Consider the following 26002-nt stretch of genomic DNA (forward strand, 5'->3'; position numbering starts at 1 on the left):
TGATCTGTTGATCAAGCGATTTGTCTACCTTGCTCCACACCCAGTCAATAGCGCGCTTCACCATTTCATGGATAGAAATTTCAGCCTTGATGGTGATTGTCGCACTGGCGATTTTCGTATCATCAGAGTGACGCGAGATGTCACCAGAAACTTCAACTTCGCAGAAGCGGCTACCTGATGGTGAGTAGTAACCGAAAACATCCAGCGGGTTTTCGCAGGAGTGGAAACCAGAAGCACAGGCCTTAACCTTACCTTCGTGGTTATAGGTTTTGCCGATTTCGAACTGGTAGCCACGGCAGGTCATGTCAACGTTAAAGCCTTTGTAGGCAGTGATGATTTCTTTGGTCATTCTGGTTTCCTTTTGATGCTGGTGACGCCCAGCGTGCGGAGCTATTAACCTTTTTGCATAAAAAAAGGCGCTGGATGGGCGCCTGTGTTTTGGATAACTAAATGCCCTCGCAAGGGCGCTTGGGTATCCAGTAAAAAAGCCGCTGGTTAGGCGGCTTTAGCTTCAATGTGTTGAATCAGCTTCCAGTCGTTGCTGGTTGAAAAGTGCTGGTAGTAGTCCCAGCACTCATCGTCTGCTGTGTTGGCATTACATGTTTCTGCGTAACTGATGGCTTCTTGCTCAGAACCAAAAACATCGTTAGAATATCGACATTTGCCATCATCATGGACAAACAAAACGTCAAACCTTGGCTCGTCATAATCAGCAGAAATATCCCGTACATTAAAGCCTGGTAGAATCTCTTGTCCGTCAACTGCTTTCATCGCCTTACCCTCTGTAGTTACCCGCTGATGCGGGAGAAATGCCTTGTGATTCAGCACAGCCCACTCAGCTTCGAATGGACTGGAATAAATCTTTTTGCGCTTCGCACCTCTCATCCCGCCAGTGTTTCCCGTTCCCACGCCTTTATCGCTCTCGCGAGGGGGTAGCCTCACACCGACCGGATCGCGCCCGGTGCTGCGCCGAATTTTTACGTTGGGGTCTAAACAGGATTACCGAGTGCTGTTCCGACTTTGCATGTTGTTAAAAAGCAGGCGACTTGCTGTCCGCCGCTGGCTAACTTCGCTCAGCTGTCGATGTTTCGTTTCGATGGGTTCATTTAAAACCATAGTTGTTTTTCAGTCAACAACAATAGTTGTATTTATTGGCTGTAAAGTTATATTTGGTTGTTTTTAAAATGAATTTATTTTTATATCCGCATGACTTATGATATAAAAAATATTCAATCTCGGAGGTTTGGTTATGTCGGATGGGGGCGATTTTTTCACTGAACTGCATCCGCAGGTTGCGGAGGTGCTTGGCATAGCTGTTTTGCAACTACTAGCTGAGAGGCGAGAGCCATCGAGAGAGGCTTTACTTGAGGTGATACAGGTGCTATGGCAGGAGGGGGATGCTGATTTGCCAGTTGAGCTGGCTATTGACGTCTTATCGATTAAATAATATCAGCATACCCCGGCTGTTTGCCGGGACCGCTGGAGATAAATTGGAAGGAGGTTTATCCGAAACGCTTATAGGCGATAGTCTGTTTAATAAGAACTTTGGCCATTATGTGAAAGCGGTCCTGATCTTCCTCGTCGATATACCATTCTTTGTAGCGCTGATTGTCTGAAAGCACCAGAAGCTTATCTTTGTGCATCTGCAAGCGCTTCACATGCAGCGTGTTACCGAAGACAAAAACATAAATTCCATCACCATCAAAAAAACGGATGTCGATATTCACAAATATCTCATCGCCTGGATCAATGGTTCCCTCCATGCTATCGCCGCGAACAGTGATTACCTTGACTGCTGATGGGGGGACGGAACCGAACAGAGACATCCCTTTTTCCGGGGTGTATTCGATCGCTCTGATGGTTTCTATGAAGTCACTTGCCAGCATTGTTCCCGGCCCGGCACTGGCTGAAACATCCAGTACATCAACACGGTAAATATCAGGAGTCTTAGCTGTGGATTCCACAGGGCTGGAAGTATCTTCTCGCATGACGCCATCTCCTGAACTTAACCACTCAGGCCTTACCATCAGAGCGTTAGCCAGATCTACCAGCTTAGTGGTCTGATTTGCCTTTCCGGTTTCAATCTTCTGTATAGCAGCCTGGCTAACCCCGATCAAATCCCCGAGAGCCTTTTGTGTAAGGCCTCGCAATATGCGTGCTTCTTTCAGTCGTTCTGCGAGAGTCGTTTTCATATCTGAAATGTACAACTGTGGTTTTATTCCATCAAACGAAAATGGTTGTTGACTAAATACAACCATAGTTTTATTCTCCTCTCATATTCACTACGGAGGTTGTCATGAACCCAACCATTAAAACCGCCATTAACATCGTTGGCTCTCAGAAGAAGCTTGGCGAAGCCTGCGAAGTTTCACAGCAGGCGGTTTACAAGTGGCTGCACAACAAAGCGAAAGTATCTCCGGAGCATGTGAACAGCATCGTTAACGCCACCGGCGGGGAAATTAAGGCCCATCAAATTCGGCCTGACCTCCCGACGCTGTTTCCTGGTCCGATTGACAATAACGCCGCCTGACCGGCGGCCACAACTTTTAACACCAGAGGAAGTATCGCAAATGGAGAACACAACAACACGAAACAAATCGCAAGCACGAAAAATTGAATCGTGGCTGCTGAATCAGATTGCCTTGCGCGGCACGACAAACGTAGCAAAGGCAATCGGCATGGACAAAAGCGGAATTACCCGCTGGAAGGAAACGATGCTGCCGAAAGTGGCAATGCTGCTTGCAGTGCTGGAATGGGGTGTCGTCGATGATGACATGGCCAGGCTGGCGAAAGAGGTAGCAGATCTACTCACAAAGAAAAAACGCCCGGCGGCAACCGAGCGTTCTGACCAAATCAACATGCATTTCTAACGGAGGTAATTATGCCTAATAGTTGTCGTTTTTACCAGGAATTAACACACAAAAACATTACCCGCGATCGCTTTATCCGATCAGTAAATCCGGTGGTGGCAGAGAAGATGCGCGCCATCCTGGAAGAAATTAAACGCAAGGAGGCTGGCCGTGGGTAACGTATCCAATTTAGCCGAAGCCAGAGAGGCCAGAAGGCTCCAGCAACCGCATCAAAACAGCGGTAAGGGGTTTGCCTTGCTGCACCGTAAAATAATGGATGTCCCTTTCTACAAGGATGCCGAGGCGTCTCATTTATGGGTTCACCTGCTCCTGCGCGCTAATCACGAACAGACACTGGTATCGACTGATGTCGGCGATGTGATCTGCGAACGCGGAGAGTTCATTACTGGGCGTAACACACTGGCAATGGAAACGGGATTGACCGTTGACCGCGTTAAATCACTGCTCCGCAAATTCCAGAATCTGGGCATGATCACCACCAAATCGAACAACCGTTTTACTGTTCTAAAAGTGGTCAAATATGACGAATATCAGTCAAATTTTTGTCCAGCCGATGTCCAGCCGGTGTCCAGCGCAAAAGCAGTAGTACCAATGCCTGTGTATGTGGAGTGTCCAGCCGATGTCCAGCCGGTGTCCACAGATAACAATATATTAAATAACTTACTACCTAACGGTAGTAAGTATGTCGCAAATGACCAGAAACCCGCTGAAGAGAAAAAGTCCCGTTTGTCATGCGATGAAGTATGGCAATGCCTGAAAGACGAACTACCTGATGCCCGGGGATGGAGATGCCTCACTGATGAGCGACGCAACCTGATCAGAACCTTCTGGGGTAAGGCTAACAAGATTGCCCGCAACCTGGACGGCAAGCCGATGGACATGGACGGCTTTAGAAGTTACCTGCGCTACATCGCTCAGAACTGCCGCTGGATGCTTGAAGATCGACCAGACCAGAAATCTGGAAAGACCTGGCGCCGCATGAAATTCGATAAGTTCCTGACCGAAAAGCTCTACATCGAAGTGCGCGAGGGGGATCGTGATGACCGCTGAATTCATGGCTGTACCACAAAACCTCGAAGCAGAGCAGAGCGTTATCGGTGGTCTGCTGCTGGACGACGACAACAGCGAGCGAGTACAGAAAGTTCTGGCGATGCTCAAGCCTGAGTCGTTCTACCTTCGCGCTCACCAGGTGCTGTTTGCTGAAATGCGTGAAATGTACCGTGACAGCAAACCGGTAGATGGCCTGACGCTTTTCGACGTGCTGGAAAGTAAAGGGCTGACGGCGCAGGTTGGTGGATTTGCTTACCTGGCTGAGATCTCCAAGAACACACCCAGTGCTGCGAACATCGTAGCCTATGCCATGTCTGTCCGTGAAGCAGCTATGGAGCGCTACGGCATCCAGCGCATCACGGAAGCGCTTGAATTGCTTTACTCGCGTAACGGCATGTCAGCCCCGCAGAAATACGAAGCCATTCAGTCGATATTCACCCAGCTTGCCGATCACTCAAAGACTGGTAGTCACCGTGGGCTTCGCGCATTTGGTGACGTTATGGATGACTGGGTTTCCGATCTGGAGAAACGCTTTGACCCGTCAGGCGAGCAACGCGGCCTAAGTTCCGGTATTCCATCACTGGATCGCCTTCTGTCACCGAAGGGACTGGTTAAGGGCTCCCTGTTCGTCATTGGTGCCAGGCCAAAGATGGGGAAAACCACGCTTTATGTCCAGATGGCTCTCAACTGCGCTATCCGCGAGAAGAAGCCTGCGCTGCTGTTCAGCCTGGAAATGCCTGGTGATCAGATCGTCGAAAAACTGGTTGGTCAGAAATCTGGCATCAACCCCAGCATTTTCTACATGCCAGCGACCGATGATGCCGACGATACCTATCAGGGGGACTATGACGGCGATTTCAGACGCGCTACCGAGACGGCAGAAAGACTGCGTGAAATCGACATGCTCTACATCGATGACACCCCGGGCCTTTCTCTGGCGCAGATCATCACCGAGTGTCGTCGTATCAAACGCGAGCGCGGAGTGGTTGGCATGGTTCTCGTTGACTATCTGACCCTGATGACCGCCGAGAAGGCAGACCGTAATGACCTGGCCTACGGGATGATCACTAAAGGGCTAAAGAATCTTGCCAAAGAGCTTGGATGCGTCGTGGTGCTGCTTACCCAGCTCAACAGGAAACTGGAAGACCGTGGCAACAAGCGGCCTCTACCGAGCGATTCCCGCGACACCGGCCAGATTGAACAGGATTGTGATTACTGGGTAGGCGTTCACCGTGAAGGCGCATTCGACGAGTCGGTACCGGCGGGAGAGACGGAGTTACTTCTTCGCCTGAACCGTCATGGCAAAACCGGAACTGTTTACTGCAACCAAATCAATGGCGCGATTTATGACTGCGATCAGGATGCGGCCCGCATGACCGCGCGCAGCCGGGAAGAGAAGCCAGCAACTAAGAAAGGTGGATTCTGATGACAGGCAAAGAAGCTATTGAATGGTACCTGAAAGAGTACGGCTATTTCACTTGTGAACTGGTTGCTGAGTCCACCGGTGTAAAGAAAACGGCCATTCAGGGAGCGGCGCACAAGATGCGTGCAGCAGGTGAAATCATGCTCGATAAACGCGTCTGGCGAAGCAATTTCTATGTTCCGGCTCCTGAAGAGGATGAAGACAAGCCGATCGACCGTTCCGGCGTCAACACCATTTTCGACGAATGCCGCCATAACTGGCAGGGCTATCAGGTACACAAAATTTTCGGTAGTCACCGGCAGGGGGTTTTATGAGCTGGGAAAACTACAGCCGTCGGCAGCTACTTATGCTTGTGGCGGTGTTTAACGTTTGTAGCTGGGCGCTGATTATCAGCGGTATCGACAATCTCCGCAGCCAGTCTGAGCAGGTGAAGGGGGTGCAATCGTGAGTACCGGAATCGAGCTTATGCAACATGCCCTTGGCATCAGTGAACGACACAGTGAATCATATCGCAATTACTTTCTCGCCAGTAAAGACTCTCCTGATGATCTGGCATGGCAAGCACTGGTTGCAAATGGTCTGGCAAAAGCCGGTAAAGCACCTGAATGGTCTTGCGGTGATGTGGTTTATCAGGTGACGGAAGCGGGTAAGACGGTAGCGATTTCCGCTCTACCAGAACCGAAAAAACGCACTCGGTACGATGAATATTTGCACTCAGAGGTGTGTGAATCGTTCGCCGAGTGGTTGGGGATTGAGCTTCCGGTTTATGAAGAGCGTGAAGTGGGCCGGTACAAATACGAATACCGAATGGTTCGCCGCTCGCGCGCTTATTGGGATTCGTACTGCGACATTCGGGGCGAATGGAAACCGACAATGAAAGCCGCAAAGGCAAGCTACAAAGAAGCGCTGCGGGCGGTGAAAGGCAACGCACCGGAGGTGCAATCGTGAGTGCCAAACCATTAACGGCTTCCGACAGTGAAGCGCTGGCGATGATGCCATCCGACTGGTTTACCTTCTGGGATATTCCTATCCGCCTTAACAGGCCTGCTTATCGCGTAGAACGGCTGGTAAAAGCTGGCGTTATAGAGTCACGCGTGAAAGGAACCTACCCGGATCACGTTATCGAATATCGGGTGAAAGGCAACGCAGGAGAAGGCCAATGAGCAGATTAACCGTGAAATTTGGAATTCTGAATCCGCGTTATATCAGTTTTGCTGATTATCTGTTGCGGGTTTTTGATAAATCGAACTATCTAGCTGAGCAACTGGTTGACAAGCTGGAAATTGAAGCCAACTCACGCGGAGAGGCTATCGATTTCGTGAAACAGGTTCTCATTGAAATTGCGGCTGACGACGCAGGTATCAATGCAGACAAGCCAGGAAAAACCTTCCGCGAACGGTTCTATAAAAATGGCGGTGCAGCATGACTAACAACGACGATCTGTCGCTGAAGCTGAAAGCGGCGGCGGAGAAAGCGGTTCCGGCATTAGAAAAACTGGCATCAATCACCTGCGATGAAATATTCGACGCCGTTGCCTTTGGTGTCGATGGGCAAGTAGATATTGCAAATGAATATTCGGACATCGCATCACCAGCCAACATCCTCGCCCTGCTGGCAGAGCGTGACGACTACAAGAAGCGGATTGCTGAGCTTGAACAGAAAGCAGATATCTACGACATGTTGCGCACTGACTACGAACTTGAAGGCTCGCTGGTTGATTTTGTTGACTGGCAGGCGAAGCGTATCGAAATGCTGGAGAAGTACACCAACGAACGCGATGCAGAGAATCAGGATTTGATGCTGACGATTGGCAGATTTCGCGAAGAGCGAGAAGCGCGGACGGTGAGCGTTAAGTTGCCGGAGAATACGCCTCTTTACGACGCCCCAGAGTATATCTGGTTGCAAACTGATGGTGTATGGCCCGTTGATGGCGAATTCAGTGAATTAACGTGGTGTTGTGACAGGCAGAACGTCGACGACACGCTTTATGTTCGCGCCGACTTAGCCGCTGGCATCAATCTGGAAGTGGGGGAGTGAAGATGAAATTAACTACCGCGCAGAAAAATTTTATGCAGGCTTTGCAGTCCGGAAAGACGCCATCACGCAACGTCAACGATAAAACCGCCAAAGCGCTGGCTACTATCGGGCTGGTTAAATTTGTTGTCATGGTCGGCTGGGTAGCGACCAAAGAAGGATTCGCGATCAACCTCAATGATCAGGAGGCCGTATGACAGCACAACTGAGCCGGGAGCAACTCAAATCCCGCATTGAAAAGGCGCTGAAAGACTTTACGGAAGGCCGCGCGGCAATGCACGTACCACCGCTTGATACTGACGTCGATATGGTGCTTGCCGATTGTCTGACACTTCTGGCGGGAATGGACAGCGAGCCATCTGGTTATTTGTACCGGACAAACACCGCTCTTGCATGCAGCCCATGGAGATATACGGACAAACTGCCTGACTACGTAAAAGGCGAAGGCTTTGAAATCAGGCCGCAATTTGAAACGCCACGCCACGCACCGCCAGCGCCGGGGGCAGTGCCTGAAATGACTGACGCAATGGCCCTTGATTTCATCAAAGATAAATATCTCTTCGATGATGTTTTACGCGCAACAAAATTAGCGTGGAACGCCTGCCGCGCCGCCATGCAAGCCGAACCTGTAAGCCAGCGTTACACGTTGCCGGACATCGATATGAGCGATGCTGATTGCTTTGCTGTAGCCCGTCTGCACGAAATTATCTATGGCGCTAAATTACAGGGGCAGGAGGCGAAATTGCTCGCTCGCTTCATGCTGGATGTAAAACAGCGTACGGCAGCGCCTGAGCAGGAGGTGTGAGGTGGAAGCGTTCAAAGACTTCAGCATCACAGACTGGTTATTTTTCTCGACCGTAGTGCTCATTTGGTTTTATATGGTGAGCAAGGTATGTCGCTGGTTCCTCACCATCATGATTCGTCGTGGATGGAGGTGGTGGAATCGCAAGGATGATAAAGCGCTGGCGATTGATTCTTTCTATGAGGCGTTCAACATTGCCAGCCTTGAGCCTGGACATACGCTGACAGCAAGAACTAAAAGCGGACTGGTAATTCAGATTTACCGTCCGAAGGTGGCGCGCGATGCCTAACCCATTCGACGCTCTGATGCTCATCCTGCTGGTGATTGGTGCTGCAATCCAGGAAGGATGGTTTAACTAAACGTCAAGCAACATTTGAAAACACACTTTCGGTAAGCCATAATTGAGGTGCTGTCGGATTGAGCCCCGGCGGTACCTTTTTGCATAACGGGGACGTTATGCATAAACACATCGAACAAATCACCCTGTCACAGATGCCGCAATGCACCTGCGATTTTTTGCATTCTGCGTTTTGCCTCTGCGGAGGTGAAGCGTGTCTGTAAAATTCCTCTTGCGCGATAAGCGCATACGTCAAAACCTTATCGACTACATCAACCAGCAGCCGCTAAACGCTGAGTTTCCTCTCATCGTTACATTCTCTGACCCTGACCGTACATTGTCGCAAAACTCACTTTTCCACGCGCTGTGCGGCGATGTGTCAAAGCAACTGCAATGGGCTGGTAAGCGCCGAAACCTCTCGGAATGGAAGGCGCTGTTTGTTTCCGGTCATGCGGTCGCCACTGGCAAGCCAGGTGAGGTGGTACCCGGTCTTGAAGGTGAATTTTGCGCCATCCGAGAAAGCACGGCAAAGATGGGTATCAAGCGCATGAGTAGCCTGATCGAATACAGCCAGGCGTATGCCGTTGGTAATGGCGTACAACTTCGTGATGTTCGCTATTCGCTGGATTATTTCGGGAGGATGGCCTGATGAAAAATCCTCTCGCCAAAGTCATGGAACGCGGCATTTTCCGCATGCCAGCGCGCCGTAAGCACAAGCCTGAGATAAAGCCATCCGACATCCCGACGCTGAAAGGCTATACCGCTAAGCTGGTGGATCGGAAATGGCTTTGCCTGGCAGCAAGGAGGTCACATGGCTGATTTACGAAAAGCAGCACGCGGACGTGAATGCCAGGTTCGTATTCCGGGTGTCTGCAACGGCAATCCGGAAACATCCGTTCTTGCACATATCCGGCTTGCGGGCCTCTGCGGGACAGGAATCAAGCCGCCAGATCTGATTGCCACGATTGCCTGCTCATCCTGTCATGACGAAATCGACCGTCGCACCCACTTTGTGGACGCGGAATATGCAAAAGAATGCGCACTCGAAGGAATGGCGCGTACGCAGGTTATCTGGCTGAAAGAGGGAAAGGTGAAAGCGTGAAAACATACAACATCACACCCCTCGGAAAGCCACGCATGACGCAACGGGATAAATGGCAGAAACGTCCTCCAGTTCTTCGTTACCGCGCATTCTGCGATGAAGTGAGACTAAATAAGGTGACGCTGCCTGAGTCTGGCTATCACGTGATTTTCATCCTTCCCATGCCGCAAAGCTGGAGCAAAAAACGCCGGTCTGAAATGAACGGCAAGCCGCATCAGCAAAAGCCGGATAAAGACAACCTCGAAAAGGCTCTTCTTGACGCTGTATTCGACGATGACAGCCGGATTTGGGATGGCCGGGTAACAAAACTATGGGGAGAGAAGGGGCAGATCGTCATTGGGGAGTGCGCGACGTGACCAGAGAGCAGATCACCCGATACCAGGCCGAAAGCGTAGCGCGGGCGAAACTGCCAGTTATATGGCACCACAGCAAACCAGCAAAAACCACACAGCAGAAACAGACCACAGGAGCAGCAGCATGAAACGCGCAGACCAAAATACCGAATGGTCAGAATTAGCTAAGGTTCCTCGTCGCTCATACCTTGGCAAATATCGACGTCTGAAACCGTCGCAAGAACGATGGATTCGCTCATTGCTGAGCCTGTGGGGTTCTGTTTACGGCGGCAGTGGGACAGAACACCTTTCCGGCGGTGGTGGTATGTGGTCAATGATCATCACCGGGTGGAGCGGGGAGCAGCAGGAAAAGATTGCTGACGTATTAACCAGGCTCAAAAAAATAGGTTATTCAGGTGAGAACCTGATTGTTATGGCGAGGGCTATTTTGTGGCCTAAAAAGTCGCTTAATGAAATCATTTCTAACGCCATTGATCGCGATGAAGCCGACTTTATGGAGGCGGTAATACTGAAGTCCTTCCCGGAAGAAAACCTGATTTATAAGGTTGGAAAGCGTTATTACTCCAGCAGGCAACCACTGGTTGATATGGCCAGGTGGATGCAATACCACTATGCGCCATTCCTGACGGAAAAACAGTGCATCGACCGCATAAGATGGTGTGTCGATTTGTTCAATTCTTCCGTCTTCTTCACGCTTATTGCAGAACTCAGCATCGAAAATGAAGAAACTTGCAAAAAAGACTTGAAAACAAGTTTTGAAGCTGCATAATTCAGATATGCTCGGACGTCGAAGGCGAAAGAGCGAGGTGACATAAAAAACACCGACAGAATTCAAGCCCGAGGTTAACGCCTTGGGCTTTTTTATTAGCGGTAAAAGAGTAAATCGGTTAATCCCGGCCAATGGCGTAGCGGTGCTAAAGCATCGATTGACGTTAAGCGAGAGACTGGCGCTCGCCACCGCAACCAAACCCAGCCAGGGTACCTTCGGCCACGATGCCGACATTGCTTTACCCTCATATTGCCAGCTTAATCGCTGGCTTTTTTATTTCAGGCTCCGGGAATCAACTTCAAATGGCTTTGTTGTTAAATACAGCCCGAGAGCCTGACCTTTTTAAATAAACAGCGCCATCCGAACTATCGGAGGTGAGGCTCATGAAAATGAATGATAAAACCCCCGAGTTCTGGGTCACTGTTGTGACAGGACTTAAAAACGGATGGCCTCAGATTTTCGGGGCAGGCATGGCTGCTGTCATCGCCTACGGTCGCCTGATATACGACGGTGCAACACGAAAAAATAAATGGCTCGAGGGCATCCTTTGCGGCGCCTTGTCTTTATGTATCACGAGTGCGCTCGATGTGGTTGGCCTTCCGGTATCGATATCACCGTTCGTCGGTGGTGTGATTGGATTCGTTGGCGTGGACAAACTGCGTGAAATCGCTATCAGTGCACTTAAACGACGAGCGGGAGTGAATGATGATCACCAGTGAAAAAGGTATCCGCCTGATTAAGCAGTTCGAAGGATGTCGATTAACGGCTTATCAGGATTCTGTCGGGGTTTGGACTTTGGGCTATGGCTGGACGCATCCTGTTGATGGTAAGCCAGTTAAACGCGGAATGACTATCGACCAGGTTACAGCTGATCGTCTGCTAAAGACCGGGCTGGTGGGTTATGAGAATGATGTGCTGAAAGTTGTCAGAGTGAAACTAACGCAAGGGCAGTTTGATGCGCTGGTCTCGTTTGCATACAACGTCGGCTCTCGTGCGCTTTCCACGTCCACTCTCCTGAAAAAGCTGAATGCCGGTGATTATGACGGTGCAGCGAATGAATTTCTGCGCTGGAACAAAGCAGACGGGCAGGTGCTGGCTGGTCTTTCCCGTCGCCGTGAGGCGGAGCTTGCTCTGTTCCTGTCGTGATTACGGCGCTGTTAAAGCGCTACTGGCTTCAGTTGTCGGTAATAGCGCTGGTGGCCGTGCTCGCCTTTTTCGCTAATCACTATCGTGACACCACGATCGCCTACAAAGCGCAGAGAGATAAAGCGACGCAGCGGGCTGAAACATCCGAAGCCGTAACGAACAACGTTATGACCGCGATGAAGCTGATTAACGACATTTCACAGGCGACTCAAAATGCGAAAAGAGAACTGGCTGAAAAAGGCGAGACTCGGATTGTCTATATTCGGCAAGCGCTGCATGGTGATCCGTGTGCTAACCAGCCTGTTCCTGCTGCCGCTGCTGACAGCCTGCGGGAATACGCGGACAGTTTACGTTACCGCTCCGGTAGCGCCAATAAGCGCTGACCTGACAGCAGACACGCAGATCCCAGGAATGGTGGTTCCGTTCACGTGGCAGGCAAGTCTGGAGTTAAATACTCAGCTCTATACGGCGCTGGGGCAGTGCAATTTAGATAAGGCGGCAATTCGGAAAATTGAAGAGGCGAGAAAAATAAATTGAAATCGAGAAATGAAAGTAGTAAAAGTCATTCATGCTGTGAGCAGTCTAGCTGAATAGAAATCATTAAGTGTCAAAAACAAAATTCTGAGCCTCGGCAACTGCCGGGGCTTTTTGTATCCGCATTTCACCGCGCACCGCAGCGCATTAAAACCACGTCGAACCAAACCCTTTGAAATGAGCCTTTGAGGAAGTCAGTTAGTGCTGGCGAGCCTCGACGGGCTGATTTCCTATGCGGCAAAGGTTCATCTCAAAGAAAGGTACACGCTATGAATAATCCGTCAGTTATTCCGGCCTTTGACTTCCGCGAAATGGTTTTGCCATCTAACGGCAAGGTCATCACAACGTCCATGAAAATCGCCCGCTATTTCGGCAAGGCGCATAAAAACGTTCTTCGCACTATCAAGCGGCTGGAGTCTGATTGCTCGCCTGACTTTAACCGGCTCAATTTTGAGCCCGTTGAATACCTCGATAAAAAAGGCGAGATGCGCCTGATGTACAACATCACGAAAGATGGCTGGATGATGCTTGTAATGGGTTTCACCGGTAAGACTGCGACCGCGATTAAGGAGCAATACATCGCTGCCTTTAACTGGATGGCCGAACAACTTAGCCGACGCATGGCGATGGGAGAAGAAATGCAGCACCGCTACGCCATCAAAGAAACGCGCTCAAAGCTGAAAGGCACGATCGGAAGCCGATTGATGAATGAGCGGAAGAAAGAGAAGCGCGTTCTGGAGCTCGAGCATGAGCACATCATGCAGGTAACGCAGCCCGAGTTGCTTATTGGCTGATCGCGGCATTACAGGAGCCCTTCACTGAGGGGCTTCGATAATGTCAACGTGAGGTAAGTATTATGGCAAAACCGGACTGGGGAGCACTGCAAGACCAGTTCCTCGCCGAGCATGCCAAAACAGGTATTTCCCCTAAAGACTGGTGCCAGGCTCAGGGACTGAATTACGCCACTGCTAAACGCTATATCAAAGTTACGAATTACGGTGCGAATTCGCAGAAAGGCAGTGCGAAAAAAAATGCGAATTCGCAAAAGGTTAAGACTCCCTCCGCTCGGCCTGCGGAGACTTTTCGTGAAAAGTGCGAAACAGGCAACAGCGAAAAGTATCCAGAAACGAAACCGATTCGCGGATCTCGTACTGCTCCCCCTGTTAACCCATTCCCTCCCGGTAATCAGGTTGCGCTAAAGCACGGTGGCTATGCCCGCCGCCTGCTATTGAGCGATGAAGTTATCGAGGATGCAAAGGCGCTGAGCCTGGAGGATGAATTATTCCGCTTGCGCGCCAGTAACCTTGTCGCTGCTGAAAATATTGGACGATGGGTAACGCTGCTTGAAGACGCTGAAGAACCACAGCAAAAGAAATCCTTGCTGGAAAATATCAGCGCCGCAGAGAAAGCAATGATGCGCAACACCGTGCGAATCGAATCTATTACCGGAACTCTGGCTACGGTCGGCAAGATCTACGCCGATACCGATTATCGCCTGGCCGCCACAGAGAAAGTTAGCCTTGATGCTGACCGACTCAAACGCGAAGCCGGTGATCCGAATAACAATGCTCCTCGCGGTCTGAATGATTTCTATGCAGATATCGAAACCGACACTTAATCCGGCGCTGCGCCCGTTCTGGACGACGAGAGCCAGGAATAAGGTGCTTTACGGTGGCCGGTCATCGTCAAAATCGTGGGATGCTGCCGGGTTCGCTATTTTCCTGGCTGACCATTATCCGCTGCGTTTTCTCTGTACGCGCCAGATACAAAACAAAATCGAAGAATCGGTTTACGCTCTGCTGAAAATACAGATTAACCGCTTTGGCCTGCGCCACCGTTTCCGCATTCTCGACAACAAAATCATCAACCGTCACACCGGTGCCGAGTTCATTTTTTACGGTCTGTGGCGACATATTGAAGAGATAAAGTCACTGGAAAGCGTGGACGTGCTCTGGAACGAAGAGGCACACGCCATTACAGAGGCGCAATGGGAGATCCTTGAGCCAACCATTCGTAAAGAGGGATCGGAGTGCTGGTTCATCTTTAACCCGCGACTGGTAACGGATTATGTATGGCGAAACTTCGTTATTGATCCTCCTCCCAACACGCTGGTGCGGAGAATCAATTACGACGAAAACCAGTTCCTTAGCAGCACCATGAAAGACGTTATAGAAGCGGCAAAGGCGCGAGACCCGGAAACGTTCGAGCATGTTTATCTCGGCGTTCCACGCACTGACGATGATAACGCTGTGATTAAGCTGTCGTGGGTTGAGGCTGCTATCGATGCACATAAAAAGCTGGGATTCGAACCCAACGGCCGAAAACGTCTGGGTTTCGACGTCGCCGACAGCGGCGCGGATAAATGCGCCAACGTCTATCGCTACGGCTCTGTCGTTTATTGGGCTGATGAGTGGAAGGCGAAAGAAGATGAGCTGATGAAAAGTTGTAAGCGCACCTATAACGCCGCCCTCGAACGTGGCGCAGAAATTGTCTATGACTCTATCGGGGTGGGTGCTGGTAGCGGTTCGAAATTTGAAGAAATCAACGCTGAACGAAAAGCGGCGGATCCTTATCGCGCGGTGGCGCTCCAGTACAGCAAGTTCAATGCTGGCGAAGGCGTACACGAACCGGATGAGGTATACCAGCTCGACATCCTGAATAAAGACTTCTTCGCGAACCTGAAAGCGCAAGCCTGGTGGCTGGTGGCTGACCGTTTCCGCAATACCTACAACGCAGTGAAGAATGGCGAAAAATTCGACGTCGATGATCTGATTAGTATCGACAGCGAATGCCCGCTACTGGAAAAACTGAAATACGAGCTTTCCACTCCTCACCGCGATTTCGATAAAAACGGGCGCGTCATGGTTGAGAGCAAAAAAGATCTCGCCAAACGCGACGTGCCTTCACCAAACATTGCAGACGCTTTCATCATGGCGTTTGCACCTACCGATACCTCTATGGATATCTGGCGAATTCTCGGGAGTCAGTAATGGGACGCAAACAGAAAGTCGCCACGGCGGACTCTTACGATAACTTTGTCGCCCGCGTCGGGATGCAGCAGCCTAACCAGCACGCTGCATCCACATACCGGGCTAATTATACCAGCCGTAACCGCCTGCTCATTGAATGGGCGTACCGTTCGTCGTGGATCATCGGCGTGGCTGTGGATGCTATCGCTGACGACATGACCAAAAAAGGCGTGCGTATTACCAGCGAGATTGACCCGAAGCGCCGCGGCATTCTGGAATCGAAGTTTGAAGAGCTTCAACTGTGGGACGCGCTCAACGAGACGCTGAAATGGTCGCGGCTTTATGGTGGCGCTGGCGCGCTGATACTTATCGAAGGCCAGGCGCCGTTAACCCCGTTGATCCTGGATAAAGTCGGCAAAGGAAGCTTCAAAGGGCTGACCGTGCTCGACCGATGGATGCTCAACCCGCAGTTAACACGCCGCATTAAAACGCTTGGGCCAAACCTCGGCAAACCTGAATTCTACGACATCGTGACGACGGCGCAGGGTTTACCCGCCTGGACGCTGCACCACTCCCGCCTGATTCGCATGGATGGTGTGAAACTGCCGTACCAGCAAAAAATCACCGAAAACGAATGGGGTATGTCAGTCGTTGAGCGCATTTTCGACCGCCTGACGTCTTACGACAGCACCAACGTCGGCGCGGCACAACTGGCCTATAAAGCGCATTTGCGGACAGCAAAAATAAAGGATTTGAGGAAAATAATTGGTCTGGGTGGGGTTGCATACGAAGCCCTTATCAAGCAGATGGAACTGGTGCGCCAGTATCAAACCAACGAAGGCATGTCGTTGTTCGACGCGGAGGACTCCTTCGAGACGCACACATATTCTTTTGCCGGGCTGTCTGACCTTCTGAGCGAGTTCAAGGAGGACATCGCCGGGGCCGTTGGAATTCCGCTGGTGCGCATGTTCCGGCAGTCGCCGAAAGGTTTTTCAACTGGCGACGCTGACCTGGCTAACTACTACGGCGACGTGGGTACGCAGCAGGAACGCGATCTTCGCCCGCATATTCGCCTGCTGTTCGATGTCCTGCATCGCTCGGAATTCGGCCAACCGCTGCCGGACGATTTCACCTTTGAATTTAACCCGCTCTGGCAGATGTCGGACGTTGATCGCTCAACGGTCGCGACGAACACAGCTACCGCGCTGGCAACGGCGGTTCGCGATCTGGGTATGCCTCAGCATGCCGCACTGACAGACCTGCGCGAAATGGCAGACGTGACAGGCATTGGATCCAGTATTTCAGACGAGGACATAAACAATGCCAAGTCTCAGTGGGAGGAGGCTGAATCTGAAACCGAACCTCCGCCGCAAATCGGAGCGACAGTACAGAAAGAGCCTACTGGCGATAGCCAACCAGATCGGCGAAATAGTGGCGGGTTCCTACGATGGTTCACAGGCAAGCGCTGATAAGACGGCAAGCACGCTGGTGGATTACTCAGAGCTAATATCGTCCTGGGCTGAAATGGTCGCCAATAAGATGTTCGCACAGGTCGAGAAGGAAGAGTGGAACCAGTGGAAATCGGTATCTGAAGAGATTAGCGTTGGCCTGCGTGATGTGGTGGGAAACACTCCGGTCGGGCAGGTGGCGCAGGATATCGTTTATCGCCAGATTCAGCTTATGAAGTCCCTGCCGCTCGAAGCTTCCGATCGCGTGATGGAGATTCAGCAGCGCGCAATGCAGGCGGTTATTAATGGCGAGCGTCCGGATCAGCTTTACGAAGAGATTATGGCCTCTGGTAAAGTTGCTGCCAGTAGAGCGCAGTTAATTGCCCGCACTGAGATTGGACGAGCGACCGGAGCACTTACACAGGCCCGTGCGCTCGCGGTTGGTTCTGAGGGTTACTGGTGGCGAATTGAGGGGGCAGGTACGCGCCCGTCGCACCGGAAGATGAAAGATAAGTTTGTTCGTTGGGATAACCCTCCGACACTGGACAGTATGACCGGCCACGCCGGATGTTTGCCGAATTGCAAATGCTGGCCTGAGGTACATATCCCGGAACCGAGAAAGTGAAAAATGAGGCTTTCAGCATTCATTTCATGCGAACTGCAATACCCGCGAAATGTTATGAAAATGTTATATTCTGAAATCTCAATTTTCAGCCCGGATAATTGCTATTTTTGCGGCTTTGAGGGGGGATTTTGATCGAGTCCATTTTCGTCGGTGCGGTTAAGAACCCTTATGTTAAATAGAGCGTCATTTTAAACACTTTTCCCATTTCACAAGGCTGCCACCGAGCGGCCTTTTTAATGCCCGCAATTCAGCAGGTAATCCATGAAATATTTCTTCAAAACCCGCCTGGGAAATACACGCTATCAACTTGCTGATGGTTCTGTCCTGTTTAAAGACGTACCGATCGCAAGAACTGGCGAGCAGGAGTACGACGCCACCGAGCGCCCGGAACTCATCCCTAATGAAAAAGGCAAGGTCATTGTTCGCCGAACACCGGAGGAGGTATTCAGCGAGCGCGCAATGGCGTCATTCGAAGGTATGGCGGTAACCATCGGCCATCCCCGCGATTTTGGCGGCCAGATCATCTTTGTCACACCAGATAACTGGCGTCAGCTCGCGCACGGGCATATCCAGAATGTCCGGAGCGGTACTGGCGATAAATCCGATCTGCTGCTGGCTGACGTCATCATCAAAACCCCGGAAGCCCTCCAGGCCATCGAGGATGGTGATGATGAAGTCAGTTGCGGGTATGACGCCGACTACGAACAAATTTCACCTGGTCTCGCAAATCAATCTGCGATTACCGCTAACCATCTGGCCCTTGTCCCTAACGGGCGGGCCGGTTTCCGTTGTGCAGTAGGAGATTCTATGCCAAGCACTACTAAAAACTGGTTTACCCGGCTCCTGAAAGCCCGTAAAACCGGGGACGCCGCTGAAATGGCAAGCCTTATCGATAACCCGCCCGATACCGTGACCGGGGATGACGATGTTTCATCCTCCATGACGCCGGGCGGCGTGGTCATCAACCTTTCACCTCAGAGTCCTATGCCCGCTCCTGCGCTGTCCGGTACGGGTGACGAGCAGGAGGAAATCCCGGCCTGGGGTAAGGCACTGATTGAGGCAGTCAATAAAATGACATGCACCATGACGCCAGCCACAGGGGATGAAGACGCAAAAGACGATGAAAAGGATGAAAAAGAGGGGCAGGTTACTGGCGATGCCGCTTATCGTGCCGATCTTATTCAGCCCGGCATCCAGTTGCCAGCGAAAGCAAAACTGACGGCGTTCAAGCGTCAGGTTCTCGCCTCTGCGGATCAAACGATGGTGCGCTCTATCGTGGGTGACGCTGATATCAGCACGCTGAAAAAAGCCACGGTCGATATGGCCTTTAACGCTGTTTCTGAGTTGGCAAAAACCCGAAACACCAAAACCGTAGACAGCCTGCAAACGCAGACTGCCACCACCGTAAAAACCATCGCCGGCATGAATCAGGCCGCGCAGGAATTCTGGTCTAAACGAGGCTAACCCATGTCGAATACTTTTCTTTACCGGATGCCGGCAGGCATCGCCGGGGCGATCTCTCGTCCGCAGGATCTGACGGTTGAACCTCAACTGCTGGATTCCACCAACCTGTTTTCTGCTTATGGCCTGGGCGGCAAGATTTCTTCCGGGAAATTCGTGCCAATCGCCGCGAGCGATACAGCGGCGGTGCTGGCGGGTATTTACGTTCGTCCGTATCCGACCGCCAGCCAGCCGGACAAAGTCCAGCAGGTCGGCAGCGGTAAAAACTTTACCGGGGATTGCCTGGTGCGTGGCTACGTCACGGTAAACCTTGGCGCTGACGCGTCCGGCGTCGCATTGCGCGGCCCGGTTTACATGCGCGTGGCTACGCCGTCCGCTTCCAGCCCACTCGGCGCATTCCTCGCAGCCGCTGACGGCTCGAACACCGTGCAAATCACCAACGCTTACTTCAATGGCCCTGGCGATACCAGCGGCAACATTGAGCTGGCCTTTAATATTTAAGGAAATCGCAAATGCAGACATTTGACCAGGCGACAGTCGACAGCACTGGTGCCTTTCTTATCCATGAGCTGGAGCGTCTTGATCAGACACTGAATCTGCCGCTGGTGAGTTACACCTGGTCGCGCGATATCCAGTTGCGTGAAGACGTGTCTATTGCTGACGAAATCAGCTCATTCACTAACACAACCTTTGCTGCTGCCGGTACGCCGAATGCCAACGGCAAAAACTGGCTGAGCAAACTCCCTACCGCGATGGCTGGCGTTAACGTTGACATCGCAAAAACAGGTTTCCCACTGACTTTGTGGGGCATGGAGCTGGGCTGGACTGTTCCTGAATTGCAGGCTGCTGCACAGGTAGGTCGCCCGATCGACACCCAGAAATATGACGGCATGCAGCTCAAGTGGAACATGGACACCGACGAGCAGGTGTACACGGGCGATACTGGTCTTGGCGTTAAAGGCCTGCTGAACCTGTCGCAGGTGGCGCCGACCAATGCCGCAAAAACCTTCTCAGCGTCCTCTGCTGACGAAATCCGTAATGCAATCAATGCCGGGTTAAGCTCGGCCTGGGCGAACTCATCTTACTCAATGGTTCCTACCGATATGCTATTGCCGCCGGAGCAATATTCTCTGCTGGCAAGCACCATTGTTTCCAGCGCCGGTAACCAGTCACTGCTGACTTATCTGGAAACCAACACCATCGCGTATCACCAGAACGGGCGTCCACTGAACATTCGTCCGGTGAAATGGGCGAAAGGCCGTGGCGCGTCGAACTCTGACCGCATGATGTTCTACACCAACGACAAGAAATACGTCCGCTTCCCGATGGTTCCGCTGATGAGCGTCCCGATCCAGTATCGCGGTCTGTATCAGCTCGTTACCTACTACGGCAAGCTGGGCGCAGTTGAACCGGTTTACCCGGAAACGCTGGCCTACGTTGACGGCATTTAACCCACAGCGGCCCGCAAGGGCCGTTCATGAGGACTGGAAATGAAAAAGATTTACGTACTGGCACCGTTCAATTTCAACAACGGCAAAGAGCAGAAACATTTTCCTGTTGGCTTCCATGAAGTGGCTGATGATGTGGCCGAACACTGGTTTGTTCAGGCACACATTTCACCTGATGGCGAAGCACCGGCAGCGGCAGAAGACACCCGCATCGCTGATCTGGAAGCGTTAATTTCGCAAAAAGATGCCTCTCTTGCTGAACTGCAAAAACAGGTTGATGCGGCTGCGGGAAAAGACACCCGCATCGCTGAGCTGGGAGCGGAAGTGAAGACGCTGACAGAGAAAGTAACCGAACTTTCTTCTAAGGCTGATGGAAATGGCAAAAAACAGTAGTCTTCCGACGCCTGATTTTTTCCGGCAAACCTTCCCGCAGTTCGCTGACGAAACCACTTATCCCGATCCTGCTATCCAGATGCGCCTGAATCTGGTCGACGTGCTGATGAGCGAAAGTCGCTTTGGCCCGGATGTATTCCCGTATGTCGCCTGTCTGTTTGTGGCGCATTACCTTGCGTTGTCTGCGGCAGATAACCGTTCGGCTGCTGCTGGTGGCGCTGGCGGAGCGAATACCGGGATTCTGACAGCCAAGTCAGTGGATAAAGTCAGCGCCAGTTATGACGCCAGCAGCACGCTGAATCCTGATGCGGGTTTCTGGAATAACACGCGCTATGGCTCTGAGTTCTGGGAATACCTGATGATTTTCGGAGCAGGCGCAATTCAACTGGGTACGCCGTGATGAAAAGTGGCATGAAGGTCACAGAGGATAACGCAGAGTCAGTGCTTGCCGCGCTGAAGGAGCTTTCCGGGATGGATGTGCTGGTGGGTATCCCGGAAGGCAACGCCCCGCGTGAGGACGGGAAACTGAATAATGCCGAAATCGGGTATCTGCAATCGACGGGCGCAACCATTCAGATTGATGGCGTAACGGTAACGCTACCGCCCCGGCCGTTTCTCGACATCGGCATTGAAGATACCCGCAGCCGCACAACTGCTCATCTGAAGGCTGCCGCCGGGCTGGTTCTGGAAGGTAACGCCGATGGCGCCCGGACAGAGCTGGAAAGAGCAGGGATCATTGCCTCTGACGGCGCGAAGAAAGTTATCAGCGATGGTGACCGTTTACAGCCGCTGTCAGAAAAAACGCTCCAGGCGCGACGGGAACAGGGTTTACCCGGTGAAAAGCCGCTCTATGCCCACGGCTATCTGCTGCGGTCGATCACCTACGTCGTGAGGAAGAAATAATGCCATTTCTTGATATGTCCGACGTCATCATGGATCCGGATTTCCTCGACACATCGCTTGTCTGCCACCGGCAGATTCAGACGCTGGATGAGGATAATTTCCCGACGAACACGCCGCAGGATTTCCCCTTCTCAGGTGTGGTGACGGTTGACCGTTCGCTGGAAGCGAAGCGCATGGCCGCCGGGCAGAACATCAACGGGGCGATCCTCATCGTAACGCAATTTCGCCTGACGCAGGGGCAGGCCGGAACGGATGCGGCGGCGCGCCTTGATGCTGATATCGTGACGTACAGCGGTCGCGACTATCGCGTAACGTTTGTCGACCCGTATACCCGCTACGGTGCCGGGTTCGTCCAGGCGCATTGTGAGCTGGTGGACTTTAACGGAGGGATGCCAGTTGAGTAACGAGAGTACCGTGCGCGGGTATCTGACGCCTGTAGGGGATAGCCCACAGTATGACGAGGCGCTGGAGCGAGAAATTAGTCGGTGGATTCGGGGTGTTTCTGGTCTGCAAGCTAAACGGGTTTTCCCCCGCTGGACTGACCCGCAGGCTGATATCCCAAATAATGGAATTACCTGGTGTGCGTTTGGCATTACCACCGTCCCGTTACCTGGATTTCCGGCGAATGTTCAGGTTGGCGAGGATACCTCTGAACAGTGGGCGTGGGAGAGCGTAACGGTAATTTGTTGCTTCTACGGGCCGCAAGGGGCGGCTATGGCAACAGCATTCCGTGCTGGTCTCTTTGTCGAGCAGAACAATACGGAGCTTAACCGTGTTGGCTTATCCATCGGAGACGTCGGGACAATTTATAACCTGCCCGAACTGATTAATAACCAGTGGGTGAGGCGGTACGACATCACCATCACGCTGACCCGCAAAACCACCCGCACTTACAACATCAAATCCATCGTCGACGGCAACGTCACAATCAATACCGGAGATTAATCATGGTGCAGAAAGGTCTGCCATTAAGTCGCGTCACGAATGTGACGGTGATGCTCTCCGCCCGCGCAGCGCAGGGCCGAAATTTTGGCTCTATGTTGCTGCTGGGCGACTCAACTGTTATTCCCATTTCTGAACGCATGCGCCTTTATTCCAGTGCTGATGATATCGGTGACGATTTCGGGGTGGAAAGCGAAGAGTACAAAGCTGCTGTGATCTGGTTCTCTCAGTCTCCGCAGCCGACTCAGGTTTATGTTGGTCGCTGGGCTAAAACGCTGGCTACCGGCGAAATTGGCACAGATGAAACGCTGTTGCAGGCTGTCAATGCCCTGATGGATTACAACTCATGGTACGGCCTGCATCTGGCTGTTCCAGAGGCAGATTATCCGGTTGATGCCGAAATTATCAACGTAGCCGCCGCGATCGAAGCTGCAAGCGTTTCCCGCATTTTAGGTATCACGACCAGTGAAGCCGACACGCTGGTGGCTGCAACTACTACCGATCTGGCGTCGAAGCTGAAAGCGGCCAAATACAGCCGGACGTTTATCCAGTATTCGACCAGCTCACGTTATGCAGCGCTGTCGGCGTTCGCGCGTGCGTTCACCGTCGATTTCACAGCCAGCAACACGACGATTACCCTCAAATTTAAGCAGGAGCCGGGTGTCACGTACGAAACGCTGACAACCAGCCAGGCCAACAACCTTGAGGCGAAGAACTGCAACGTTTACGTGTATTACGAAAACGACACGGCAATTCTTGAGCAGGGTGTGATGTCGAACGGTGATTTCTTTGACGAACGCCACGGCCTCGACTGGTTGCAGAACGCGGTACAGGCCGCCGATTACAACACTCTTTATACCAGCACCACTAAAATCCCGCAGACCGATGCTGGTACAACTACCCGCATGGCGAATATCGAAGCGGTGCTCGACAAAGCGGTTAACAACGGCCTGTTCGCACCCGGTAAATGGACGGGCGGCCCAATCGGTCAACTGGCTAATGGTGACACCCTGACGAAGGGCTATTACCTCTATGCGAAAAGCGTTGCTGACCAGTTACAGACCGACCGCGAAGCCCGTAAAGGCGTCCCGATTCAGGTGGCTGGAAAACTGGCCGGTGCTGTGCATTATGGCGGCGTGGCAATCACTGTAGTGCGGTAAGGAGAGAACATGACTACTTATTCTTTTATGGATGTCACCGCCACGCTGGTGGGGCCGACTGGCTCTATTGAATTGGGGTATGGCTCCGCAAACTCAGACGAGGGGATCACCGTCTCCTTTTCTGAAGCTAAAAACACCATGACAACGGGCGCTGATGGTGAAGTGATGCACAGCCTTCATGCGGGTAAATCAGGAACGATTACGGTCAACCTGCTGAAAACGTCCCCGGTAAATAAAAAGCTCAACCTGGCCTATAACGCTCAGTCGCTTTCCTCTGCACTCTGGGGGAATAACGTCATCGTGATCCGTAACAAGGTGAGTGGTGACATCATTACCGCGCGCAGTTGCGCATTTCAGAAACACCCGGACATGGTTAACGCCAAAGTCGGCAACAATAACGCCTGGGTGTTCGACGCGGGCAAAATCGATCCGATTCTTGGGGAGTTTTAACGAATGGAATTTACTACCAATGGCGTGGAGTACCGCGCCGCAAAGCTCACCGTTTTTGACCAGTTAAAAGTGTCCCGCAAGCTGTTACCGCTGATTGCAAAACTGGTGTCAGATGCCGCCATTCTCAAAAATGCGGTAAAGGATAAAAAGGCTGACAAAGAGCATATTTTCAAAACACTGGAAACAGTATTACCGAAAATCGCTGACGCGCTGGCTGATATGCCCGATGAAAGCGTTAATGCCATCCTGCACCCGTGCCTGAAAGTGGTAATGCGTAAAAGTACGGCGGGGAACTGGACAGCCATTTTTGTGGAAGACCAGTTGATGTTTGACGATATCGACCTTTTCGCAATGCTCGGGATAGTGGGTCGCGTGGTGGTCGACAATATGGGAAATTTTTTGCACGCACTCCCTACGAAAGAGACGGACACCCCGCCAGCGGCATAACGCTTAATGCGTTACCGGACGGAGAGGATTTTCTCATGCGCCCGGTTCACGCCGGGTATATCCACTACACCGCACTGAAGGACGGATCTGTAGATCTGGCTGACATCGCACGCATGAATGACTGGCTTGATATTAACGCCGACAACAAAGCCCGCATCCGAAAATGGGAGGAGGACCAGTGAATGCTGAAGTGATTAAATCTTTCCTGGTCTCCCTTGGTTTCGATATTGACGGAGCGGGCGCGGCGAAATTCGATGCCACGATTGCAGGCGTGACCAGGACGGTTGTGAAGCTCGGTGTTGTTGTCGAAGCTGCCGCGTTGTCTGTTGTGGCGTTCACGACGAAAATAGCCAGTGGTCTTGATGATCTTTATTGGTCATCCCAGCGCACCGGCGCGACGGTCGCAGGTATTCAGGCTATCGGGTATGCCGCTTCGCAGACGGGCAGCAGCGCAGCCGCCGCGCGCAATTCGCTGGAGAGTCTCGCGCGGTTTATCCGTACCAGTCCGGGGGCGGAAGGTTTTCTTAATCGTCTGGGAGTGCAGACACGGGACGCCAGCGGCCAGATGCGCAGCATGGAGTCGATTTTTACGGGCGTCGGCCAGCGGCTCAGCACTATGCCCTATTACCGGGCGAACCAGTACGCGTCGATGCTTGGCATTGACGAAAACACGCTGATGGCGATGCGCCGTGGCATGGGAGAATTTGGTGCGCAATACAGCGCCACAGCGAAAGCGATCGGATTCAATGCCGACGCTGCGGCGAAAAGCTCTAACCGCTTCATGACCTCCATGCGTGAATTTACGATGATGGCGGGCATGGCCAGGGACAAAATCGGCAGCAGTCTTACCGATGGCCTGGCCGGTTCCCTCGATCGGCTTCGAAAGCAAATACTCGACAATTTCCCGGCGATTGAGCGCGGTGTTATGGCGGTCATCAAGGGGATTTTATGGCTTTCTGACGTCATTGGCCGGGCGGCGATGCGACTTATTCAGGCCGCAGGCCAGATTTCTGACTGGTGGAAAGGGCTGGATACTGACAGCAAGTCGCTTATAGAAGCGCTGGGCGGCGTGCTAGTGGTGTGGCGACTGCTGAACGCAGAAATGTGGAAGTCGCCTGTTACGTGGGTGATGGCACTGGTCGGCGCGCTGCTGTTGCTCTGGGAGGATTACCAGACCTGGAAGGAAGGTGGCAAAAGCCTGATCGACTGGTCGAAATGGCAGCCCGAAATCGACCAGGCGAAAAAAGCATTTAAATGGCTGCGCGATACGCTGATCGGTCTTAAAGACGATCTCGGCGGCTGGAAAAATACGCTTGAGCTGATTTTTGGTTTTATG

General features: G+C 52.1%; 43 protein-coding genes and 2 pseudogenes. 42 read left to right on the top strand and 3 right to left on the bottom strand.

Features of this window, described 5'->3' with window-relative positions; genetic code table 11:
- Together GA0061070_RS21375 and GA0061070_RS21380 are read right to left on the bottom strand one after the other, a co-directional pair.
- Positions 1-349 (bottom strand): DUF7666 domain-containing protein (locus GA0061070_RS21375; protein WP_425256068.1); only part of this gene is annotated, 349 nt, incomplete at its 3' end.
- Positions 350-495: 146 nt separating this feature from the next.
- Positions 496-771, bottom strand: coding sequence for a hypothetical protein (locus tag GA0061070_RS21380; protein ID WP_139109811.1), 276 nt, complete (start codon positions 769-771; stop codon positions 496-498).
- Between the two features lie 478 nt (positions 772-1249).
- On the opposite strand from GA0061070_RS21380, the gene GA0061070_RS21385 reads away from it, so the two are divergent.
- Entirely contained in the window at positions 1250-1447 is a 198-nt protein-coding gene (locus tag GA0061070_RS21385; protein ID WP_090138238.1) for a hypothetical protein, read from the top strand.
- Between the two features lie 55 nt (positions 1448-1502).
- On the opposite strand, the gene GA0061070_RS21390 is transcribed toward GA0061070_RS21385, so the two are convergent.
- The gene (locus GA0061070_RS21390; RefSeq protein ID WP_090138309.1) at positions 1503-2192 is read right to left on the bottom strand and encodes an XRE family transcriptional regulator; all 690 of its coding nucleotides are present in this window, start codon (positions 2190-2192) and stop codon (positions 1503-1505) included.
- A gap of 104 nt (positions 2193-2296) precedes the next feature.
- Between GA0061070_RS21390 and GA0061070_RS21395 the strand changes: the two genes are divergently transcribed.
- The 41 genes and pseudogenes from GA0061070_RS21395 to GA0061070_RS21580 all read left to right on the top strand — a co-directional run.
- Positions 2297-2530: a transcriptional regulator gene (locus GA0061070_RS21395; RefSeq protein ID WP_090138240.1), complete on the top strand. Its 234-nt coding sequence runs from the start codon at positions 2297-2299 to the stop codon at positions 2528-2530.
- 40 nt (positions 2531-2570) lie between these two features.
- Complete coding sequence (locus tag GA0061070_RS21400) at positions 2571-2870, top strand: CII family transcriptional regulator (RefSeq protein WP_090138242.1); 300 nt, start codon at positions 2571-2573, stop codon at positions 2868-2870.
- A gap of 11 nt (positions 2871-2881) precedes the next feature.
- Complete coding sequence (locus GA0061070_RS25235) at positions 2882-3028, top strand: DUF2740 family protein (RefSeq protein WP_167353609.1); 147 nt, start codon at positions 2882-2884, stop codon at positions 3026-3028.
- On the top strand, positions 3021-3920 hold the full coding sequence (locus tag GA0061070_RS21405) for a DNA replication protein (RefSeq protein ID WP_090138244.1): 900 nt from the start codon (positions 3021-3023) through the stop codon (positions 3918-3920). The genes GA0061070_RS25235 and GA0061070_RS21405 overlap by 8 nt, the downstream gene beginning before the upstream one ends.
- Positions 3910-5346, top strand: coding sequence for a DnaB-like helicase C-terminal domain-containing protein (locus tag GA0061070_RS21410; protein WP_090138246.1), 1437 nt, complete (start codon positions 3910-3912; stop codon positions 5344-5346). Before GA0061070_RS21405 ends, GA0061070_RS21410 begins: the two co-directional genes overlap by 11 nt.
- Positions 5346-5657 (top strand): hypothetical protein, encoded by a 312-nt coding sequence (locus GA0061070_RS21415; protein ID WP_090138248.1) that lies wholly within the window; start codon positions 5346-5348, stop codon positions 5655-5657. Before GA0061070_RS21410 ends, GA0061070_RS21415 begins: the two co-directional genes overlap by 1 nt.
- Positions 5654-5791: a hypothetical protein gene (locus GA0061070_RS25240; RefSeq protein ID WP_167353610.1), complete on the top strand. Its 138-nt coding sequence runs from the start codon at positions 5654-5656 to the stop codon at positions 5789-5791. Before GA0061070_RS21415 ends, GA0061070_RS25240 begins: the two co-directional genes overlap by 4 nt.
- A gap of 17 nt (positions 5792-5808) precedes the next feature.
- Entirely contained in the window at positions 5809-6291 is a 483-nt protein-coding gene (locus GA0061070_RS21420; RefSeq protein ID WP_090138249.1) for a hypothetical protein, read from the top strand.
- Positions 6288-6506 carry a hypothetical protein gene (locus GA0061070_RS21425; RefSeq protein ID WP_090138252.1) on the top strand — a complete coding sequence of 73 codons (219 nt, stop codon included), beginning with the start codon at positions 6288-6290 and terminating at the stop codon, positions 6504-6506. The genes GA0061070_RS21420 and GA0061070_RS21425 overlap by 4 nt, the downstream gene beginning before the upstream one ends.
- Complete coding sequence (locus tag GA0061070_RS21430; RefSeq protein ID WP_090138254.1) at positions 6503-6769, top strand: hypothetical protein; 267 nt, start codon at positions 6503-6505, stop codon at positions 6767-6769. Before GA0061070_RS21425 ends, GA0061070_RS21430 begins: the two co-directional genes overlap by 4 nt.
- The gene (locus GA0061070_RS26140) at positions 6766-7380 is read left to right on the top strand and encodes an ead/Ea22-like family protein (RefSeq protein ID WP_090138256.1); all 615 of its coding nucleotides are present in this window, start codon (positions 6766-6768) and stop codon (positions 7378-7380) included. The genes GA0061070_RS21430 and GA0061070_RS26140 overlap by 4 nt, the downstream gene beginning before the upstream one ends.
- Before the next feature lie 2 nt (positions 7381-7382).
- On the top strand, positions 7383-7574 hold the full coding sequence (locus GA0061070_RS21440) for a hypothetical protein (protein ID WP_090138258.1): 192 nt from the start codon (positions 7383-7385) through the stop codon (positions 7572-7574).
- Positions 7571-8182, top strand: a complete 612-nt coding sequence (locus GA0061070_RS21445) for a hypothetical protein (protein WP_090138260.1) — start codon at positions 7571-7573, stop codon at positions 8180-8182. Before GA0061070_RS21440 ends, GA0061070_RS21445 begins: the two co-directional genes overlap by 4 nt.
- 1 nt (position 8183) lies before the next feature.
- The gene (locus GA0061070_RS21450; protein ID WP_090138262.1) at positions 8184-8468 is read left to right on the top strand and encodes a DUF4752 family protein; all 285 of its coding nucleotides are present in this window, start codon (positions 8184-8186) and stop codon (positions 8466-8468) included.
- Positions 8469-8730: 262 nt separating this feature from the next.
- A complete protein-coding gene (locus GA0061070_RS21455; RefSeq protein ID WP_090138265.1) occupies positions 8731-9165 on the top strand; it encodes a recombination protein NinB in 435 nt (144 codons plus the stop codon).
- Positions 9165-9335, top strand: coding sequence for a NinE family protein (locus tag GA0061070_RS21460; protein WP_090138267.1), 171 nt, complete (start codon positions 9165-9167; stop codon positions 9333-9335). Before GA0061070_RS21455 ends, GA0061070_RS21460 begins: the two co-directional genes overlap by 1 nt.
- Positions 9328-9618: a DUF1364 domain-containing protein gene (locus GA0061070_RS21465; RefSeq protein ID WP_090138269.1), complete on the top strand. Its 291-nt coding sequence runs from the start codon at positions 9328-9330 to the stop codon at positions 9616-9618. The genes GA0061070_RS21460 and GA0061070_RS21465 overlap by 8 nt, the downstream gene beginning before the upstream one ends.
- The gene (locus GA0061070_RS21470; protein WP_090138271.1) at positions 9615-9974 is read left to right on the top strand and encodes a RusA family crossover junction endodeoxyribonuclease; all 360 of its coding nucleotides are present in this window, start codon (positions 9615-9617) and stop codon (positions 9972-9974) included. The genes GA0061070_RS21465 and GA0061070_RS21470 overlap by 4 nt, the downstream gene beginning before the upstream one ends.
- 121 nt (positions 9975-10095) lie before the next feature.
- The gene (locus GA0061070_RS21475; protein WP_208598196.1) at positions 10096-10740 is read left to right on the top strand and encodes a hypothetical protein; all 645 of its coding nucleotides are present in this window, start codon (positions 10096-10098) and stop codon (positions 10738-10740) included.
- Between the two features lie 389 nt (positions 10741-11129).
- Positions 11130-11459 carry a phage holin, lambda family gene (locus GA0061070_RS21480; protein ID WP_090138313.1) on the top strand — a complete coding sequence of 110 codons (330 nt, stop codon included), beginning with the start codon at positions 11130-11132 and terminating at the stop codon, positions 11457-11459.
- Positions 11443-11886, top strand: a complete 444-nt coding sequence (locus GA0061070_RS21485) for a lysozyme (RefSeq protein ID WP_090138273.1) — start codon at positions 11443-11445, stop codon at positions 11884-11886. Before GA0061070_RS21480 ends, GA0061070_RS21485 begins: the two co-directional genes overlap by 17 nt.
- Positions 11883-12269: a DUF2570 domain-containing protein gene (locus GA0061070_RS21490; RefSeq protein ID WP_090138276.1), complete on the top strand. Its 387-nt coding sequence runs from the start codon at positions 11883-11885 to the stop codon at positions 12267-12269. The genes GA0061070_RS21485 and GA0061070_RS21490 overlap by 4 nt, the downstream gene beginning before the upstream one ends.
- Positions 12163-12423 (top strand): Rz1-like lysis system protein LysC, encoded by a 261-nt coding sequence (gene lysC / locus GA0061070_RS26055; protein WP_244153184.1) that lies wholly within the window; start codon positions 12163-12165, stop codon positions 12421-12423. Before GA0061070_RS21490 ends, lysC begins: the two co-directional genes overlap by 107 nt.
- Positions 12424-12689: 266 nt before the next feature.
- Complete coding sequence (locus GA0061070_RS21495; RefSeq protein WP_090138278.1) at positions 12690-13214, top strand: Rha family transcriptional regulator; 525 nt, start codon at positions 12690-12692, stop codon at positions 13212-13214.
- Between the two features lie 62 nt (positions 13215-13276).
- Positions 13277-14038 carry a hypothetical protein gene (locus GA0061070_RS21500; RefSeq protein WP_090138280.1) on the top strand — a complete coding sequence of 254 codons (762 nt, stop codon included), beginning with the start codon at positions 13277-13279 and terminating at the stop codon, positions 14036-14038.
- The gene (locus GA0061070_RS21505; protein WP_090138282.1) at positions 14004-15410 is read left to right on the top strand and encodes a PBSX family phage terminase large subunit; all 1407 of its coding nucleotides are present in this window, start codon (positions 14004-14006) and stop codon (positions 15408-15410) included. The genes GA0061070_RS21500 and GA0061070_RS21505 overlap by 35 nt, the downstream gene beginning before the upstream one ends.
- Positions 15410-16858 carry a DUF1073 domain-containing protein gene (locus GA0061070_RS21510; protein ID WP_090138284.1) on the top strand — a complete coding sequence of 483 codons (1449 nt, stop codon included), beginning with the start codon at positions 15410-15412 and terminating at the stop codon, positions 16856-16858. Before GA0061070_RS21505 ends, GA0061070_RS21510 begins: the two co-directional genes overlap by 1 nt.
- A 55-nt stretch (positions 16859-16913) precedes the next feature.
- Positions 16914-17462 carry a phage head morphogenesis protein gene (locus GA0061070_RS21515; RefSeq protein ID WP_090138315.1) on the top strand — a complete coding sequence of 183 codons (549 nt, stop codon included), beginning with the start codon at positions 16914-16916 and terminating at the stop codon, positions 17460-17462.
- Positions 17463-17723: 261 nt separating this feature from the next.
- Entirely contained in the window at positions 17724-18926 is a 1203-nt protein-coding gene (locus GA0061070_RS21520; RefSeq protein WP_090138287.1) for a DUF2213 domain-containing protein, read from the top strand.
- A gap of 3 nt (positions 18927-18929) precedes the next feature.
- Positions 18930-19424: a structural cement protein Gp24 gene (locus tag GA0061070_RS21525; protein WP_090138289.1), complete on the top strand. Its 495-nt coding sequence runs from the start codon at positions 18930-18932 to the stop codon at positions 19422-19424.
- An 11-nt stretch (positions 19425-19435) separates the two neighbouring features.
- Complete coding sequence (locus tag GA0061070_RS21530; RefSeq protein WP_090138291.1) at positions 19436-20374, top strand: DUF2184 domain-containing protein; 939 nt, start codon at positions 19436-19438, stop codon at positions 20372-20374.
- 39 nt (positions 20375-20413) lie between these two features.
- Positions 20414-20683, top strand: a pseudogene (locus GA0061070_RS21535) (STY1053 family phage-associated protein); the annotation flags it as partial.
- 64 nt (positions 20684-20747) lie between these two features.
- Positions 20748-21164 (top strand): DUF4054 domain-containing protein, encoded by a 417-nt coding sequence (locus GA0061070_RS21540; RefSeq protein ID WP_090138293.1) that lies wholly within the window; start codon positions 20748-20750, stop codon positions 21162-21164.
- A complete protein-coding gene (locus GA0061070_RS21545; RefSeq protein ID WP_090138295.1) occupies positions 21164-21667 on the top strand; it encodes a phage virion morphogenesis protein in 504 nt (167 codons plus the stop codon). Before GA0061070_RS21540 ends, GA0061070_RS21545 begins: the two co-directional genes overlap by 1 nt.
- A complete protein-coding gene (locus tag GA0061070_RS21550; RefSeq protein WP_090138298.1) occupies positions 21667-22071 on the top strand; it encodes a head-tail adaptor in 405 nt (134 codons plus the stop codon). The genes GA0061070_RS21545 and GA0061070_RS21550 overlap by 1 nt, the downstream gene beginning before the upstream one ends.
- On the top strand, positions 22064-22612 hold the full coding sequence (locus GA0061070_RS21555; protein ID WP_090138300.1) for a phage neck terminator protein: 549 nt from the start codon (positions 22064-22066) through the stop codon (positions 22610-22612). Before GA0061070_RS21550 ends, GA0061070_RS21555 begins: the two co-directional genes overlap by 8 nt.
- A 5-nt stretch (positions 22613-22617) precedes the next feature.
- Entirely contained in the window at positions 22618-23769 is a 1152-nt protein-coding gene (locus tag GA0061070_RS21560; RefSeq protein ID WP_090138317.1) for a DUF3383 family protein, read from the top strand.
- Between the two features lie 9 nt (positions 23770-23778).
- The gene (locus tag GA0061070_RS21565) at positions 23779-24219 is read left to right on the top strand and encodes a DUF3277 family protein (protein WP_090138303.1); all 441 of its coding nucleotides are present in this window, start codon (positions 23779-23781) and stop codon (positions 24217-24219) included.
- Between the two features lie 3 nt (positions 24220-24222).
- Positions 24223-24666 carry a phage tail assembly chaperone gene (locus GA0061070_RS21570; RefSeq protein WP_090138305.1) on the top strand — a complete coding sequence of 148 codons (444 nt, stop codon included), beginning with the start codon at positions 24223-24225 and terminating at the stop codon, positions 24664-24666.
- A 35-nt stretch (positions 24667-24701) separates the two neighbouring features.
- Entirely contained in the window at positions 24702-24848 is a 147-nt protein-coding gene (locus GA0061070_RS21575) for a DUF6889 family protein (RefSeq protein WP_090138307.1), read from the top strand.
- Positions 24845-26002: pseudogene (locus GA0061070_RS21580) on the top strand (lytic transglycosylase domain-containing protein); the annotation flags it as partial. The gene GA0061070_RS21575 and the pseudogene GA0061070_RS21580, both read left to right, overlap by 4 nt.

Source organism: Kosakonia oryziphila, assembly GCF_900094795.1.
In the GTDB taxonomy this organism is placed as follows: Bacteria; Pseudomonadota; Gammaproteobacteria; order Enterobacterales; family Enterobacteriaceae; genus Kosakonia; species Kosakonia oryziphila.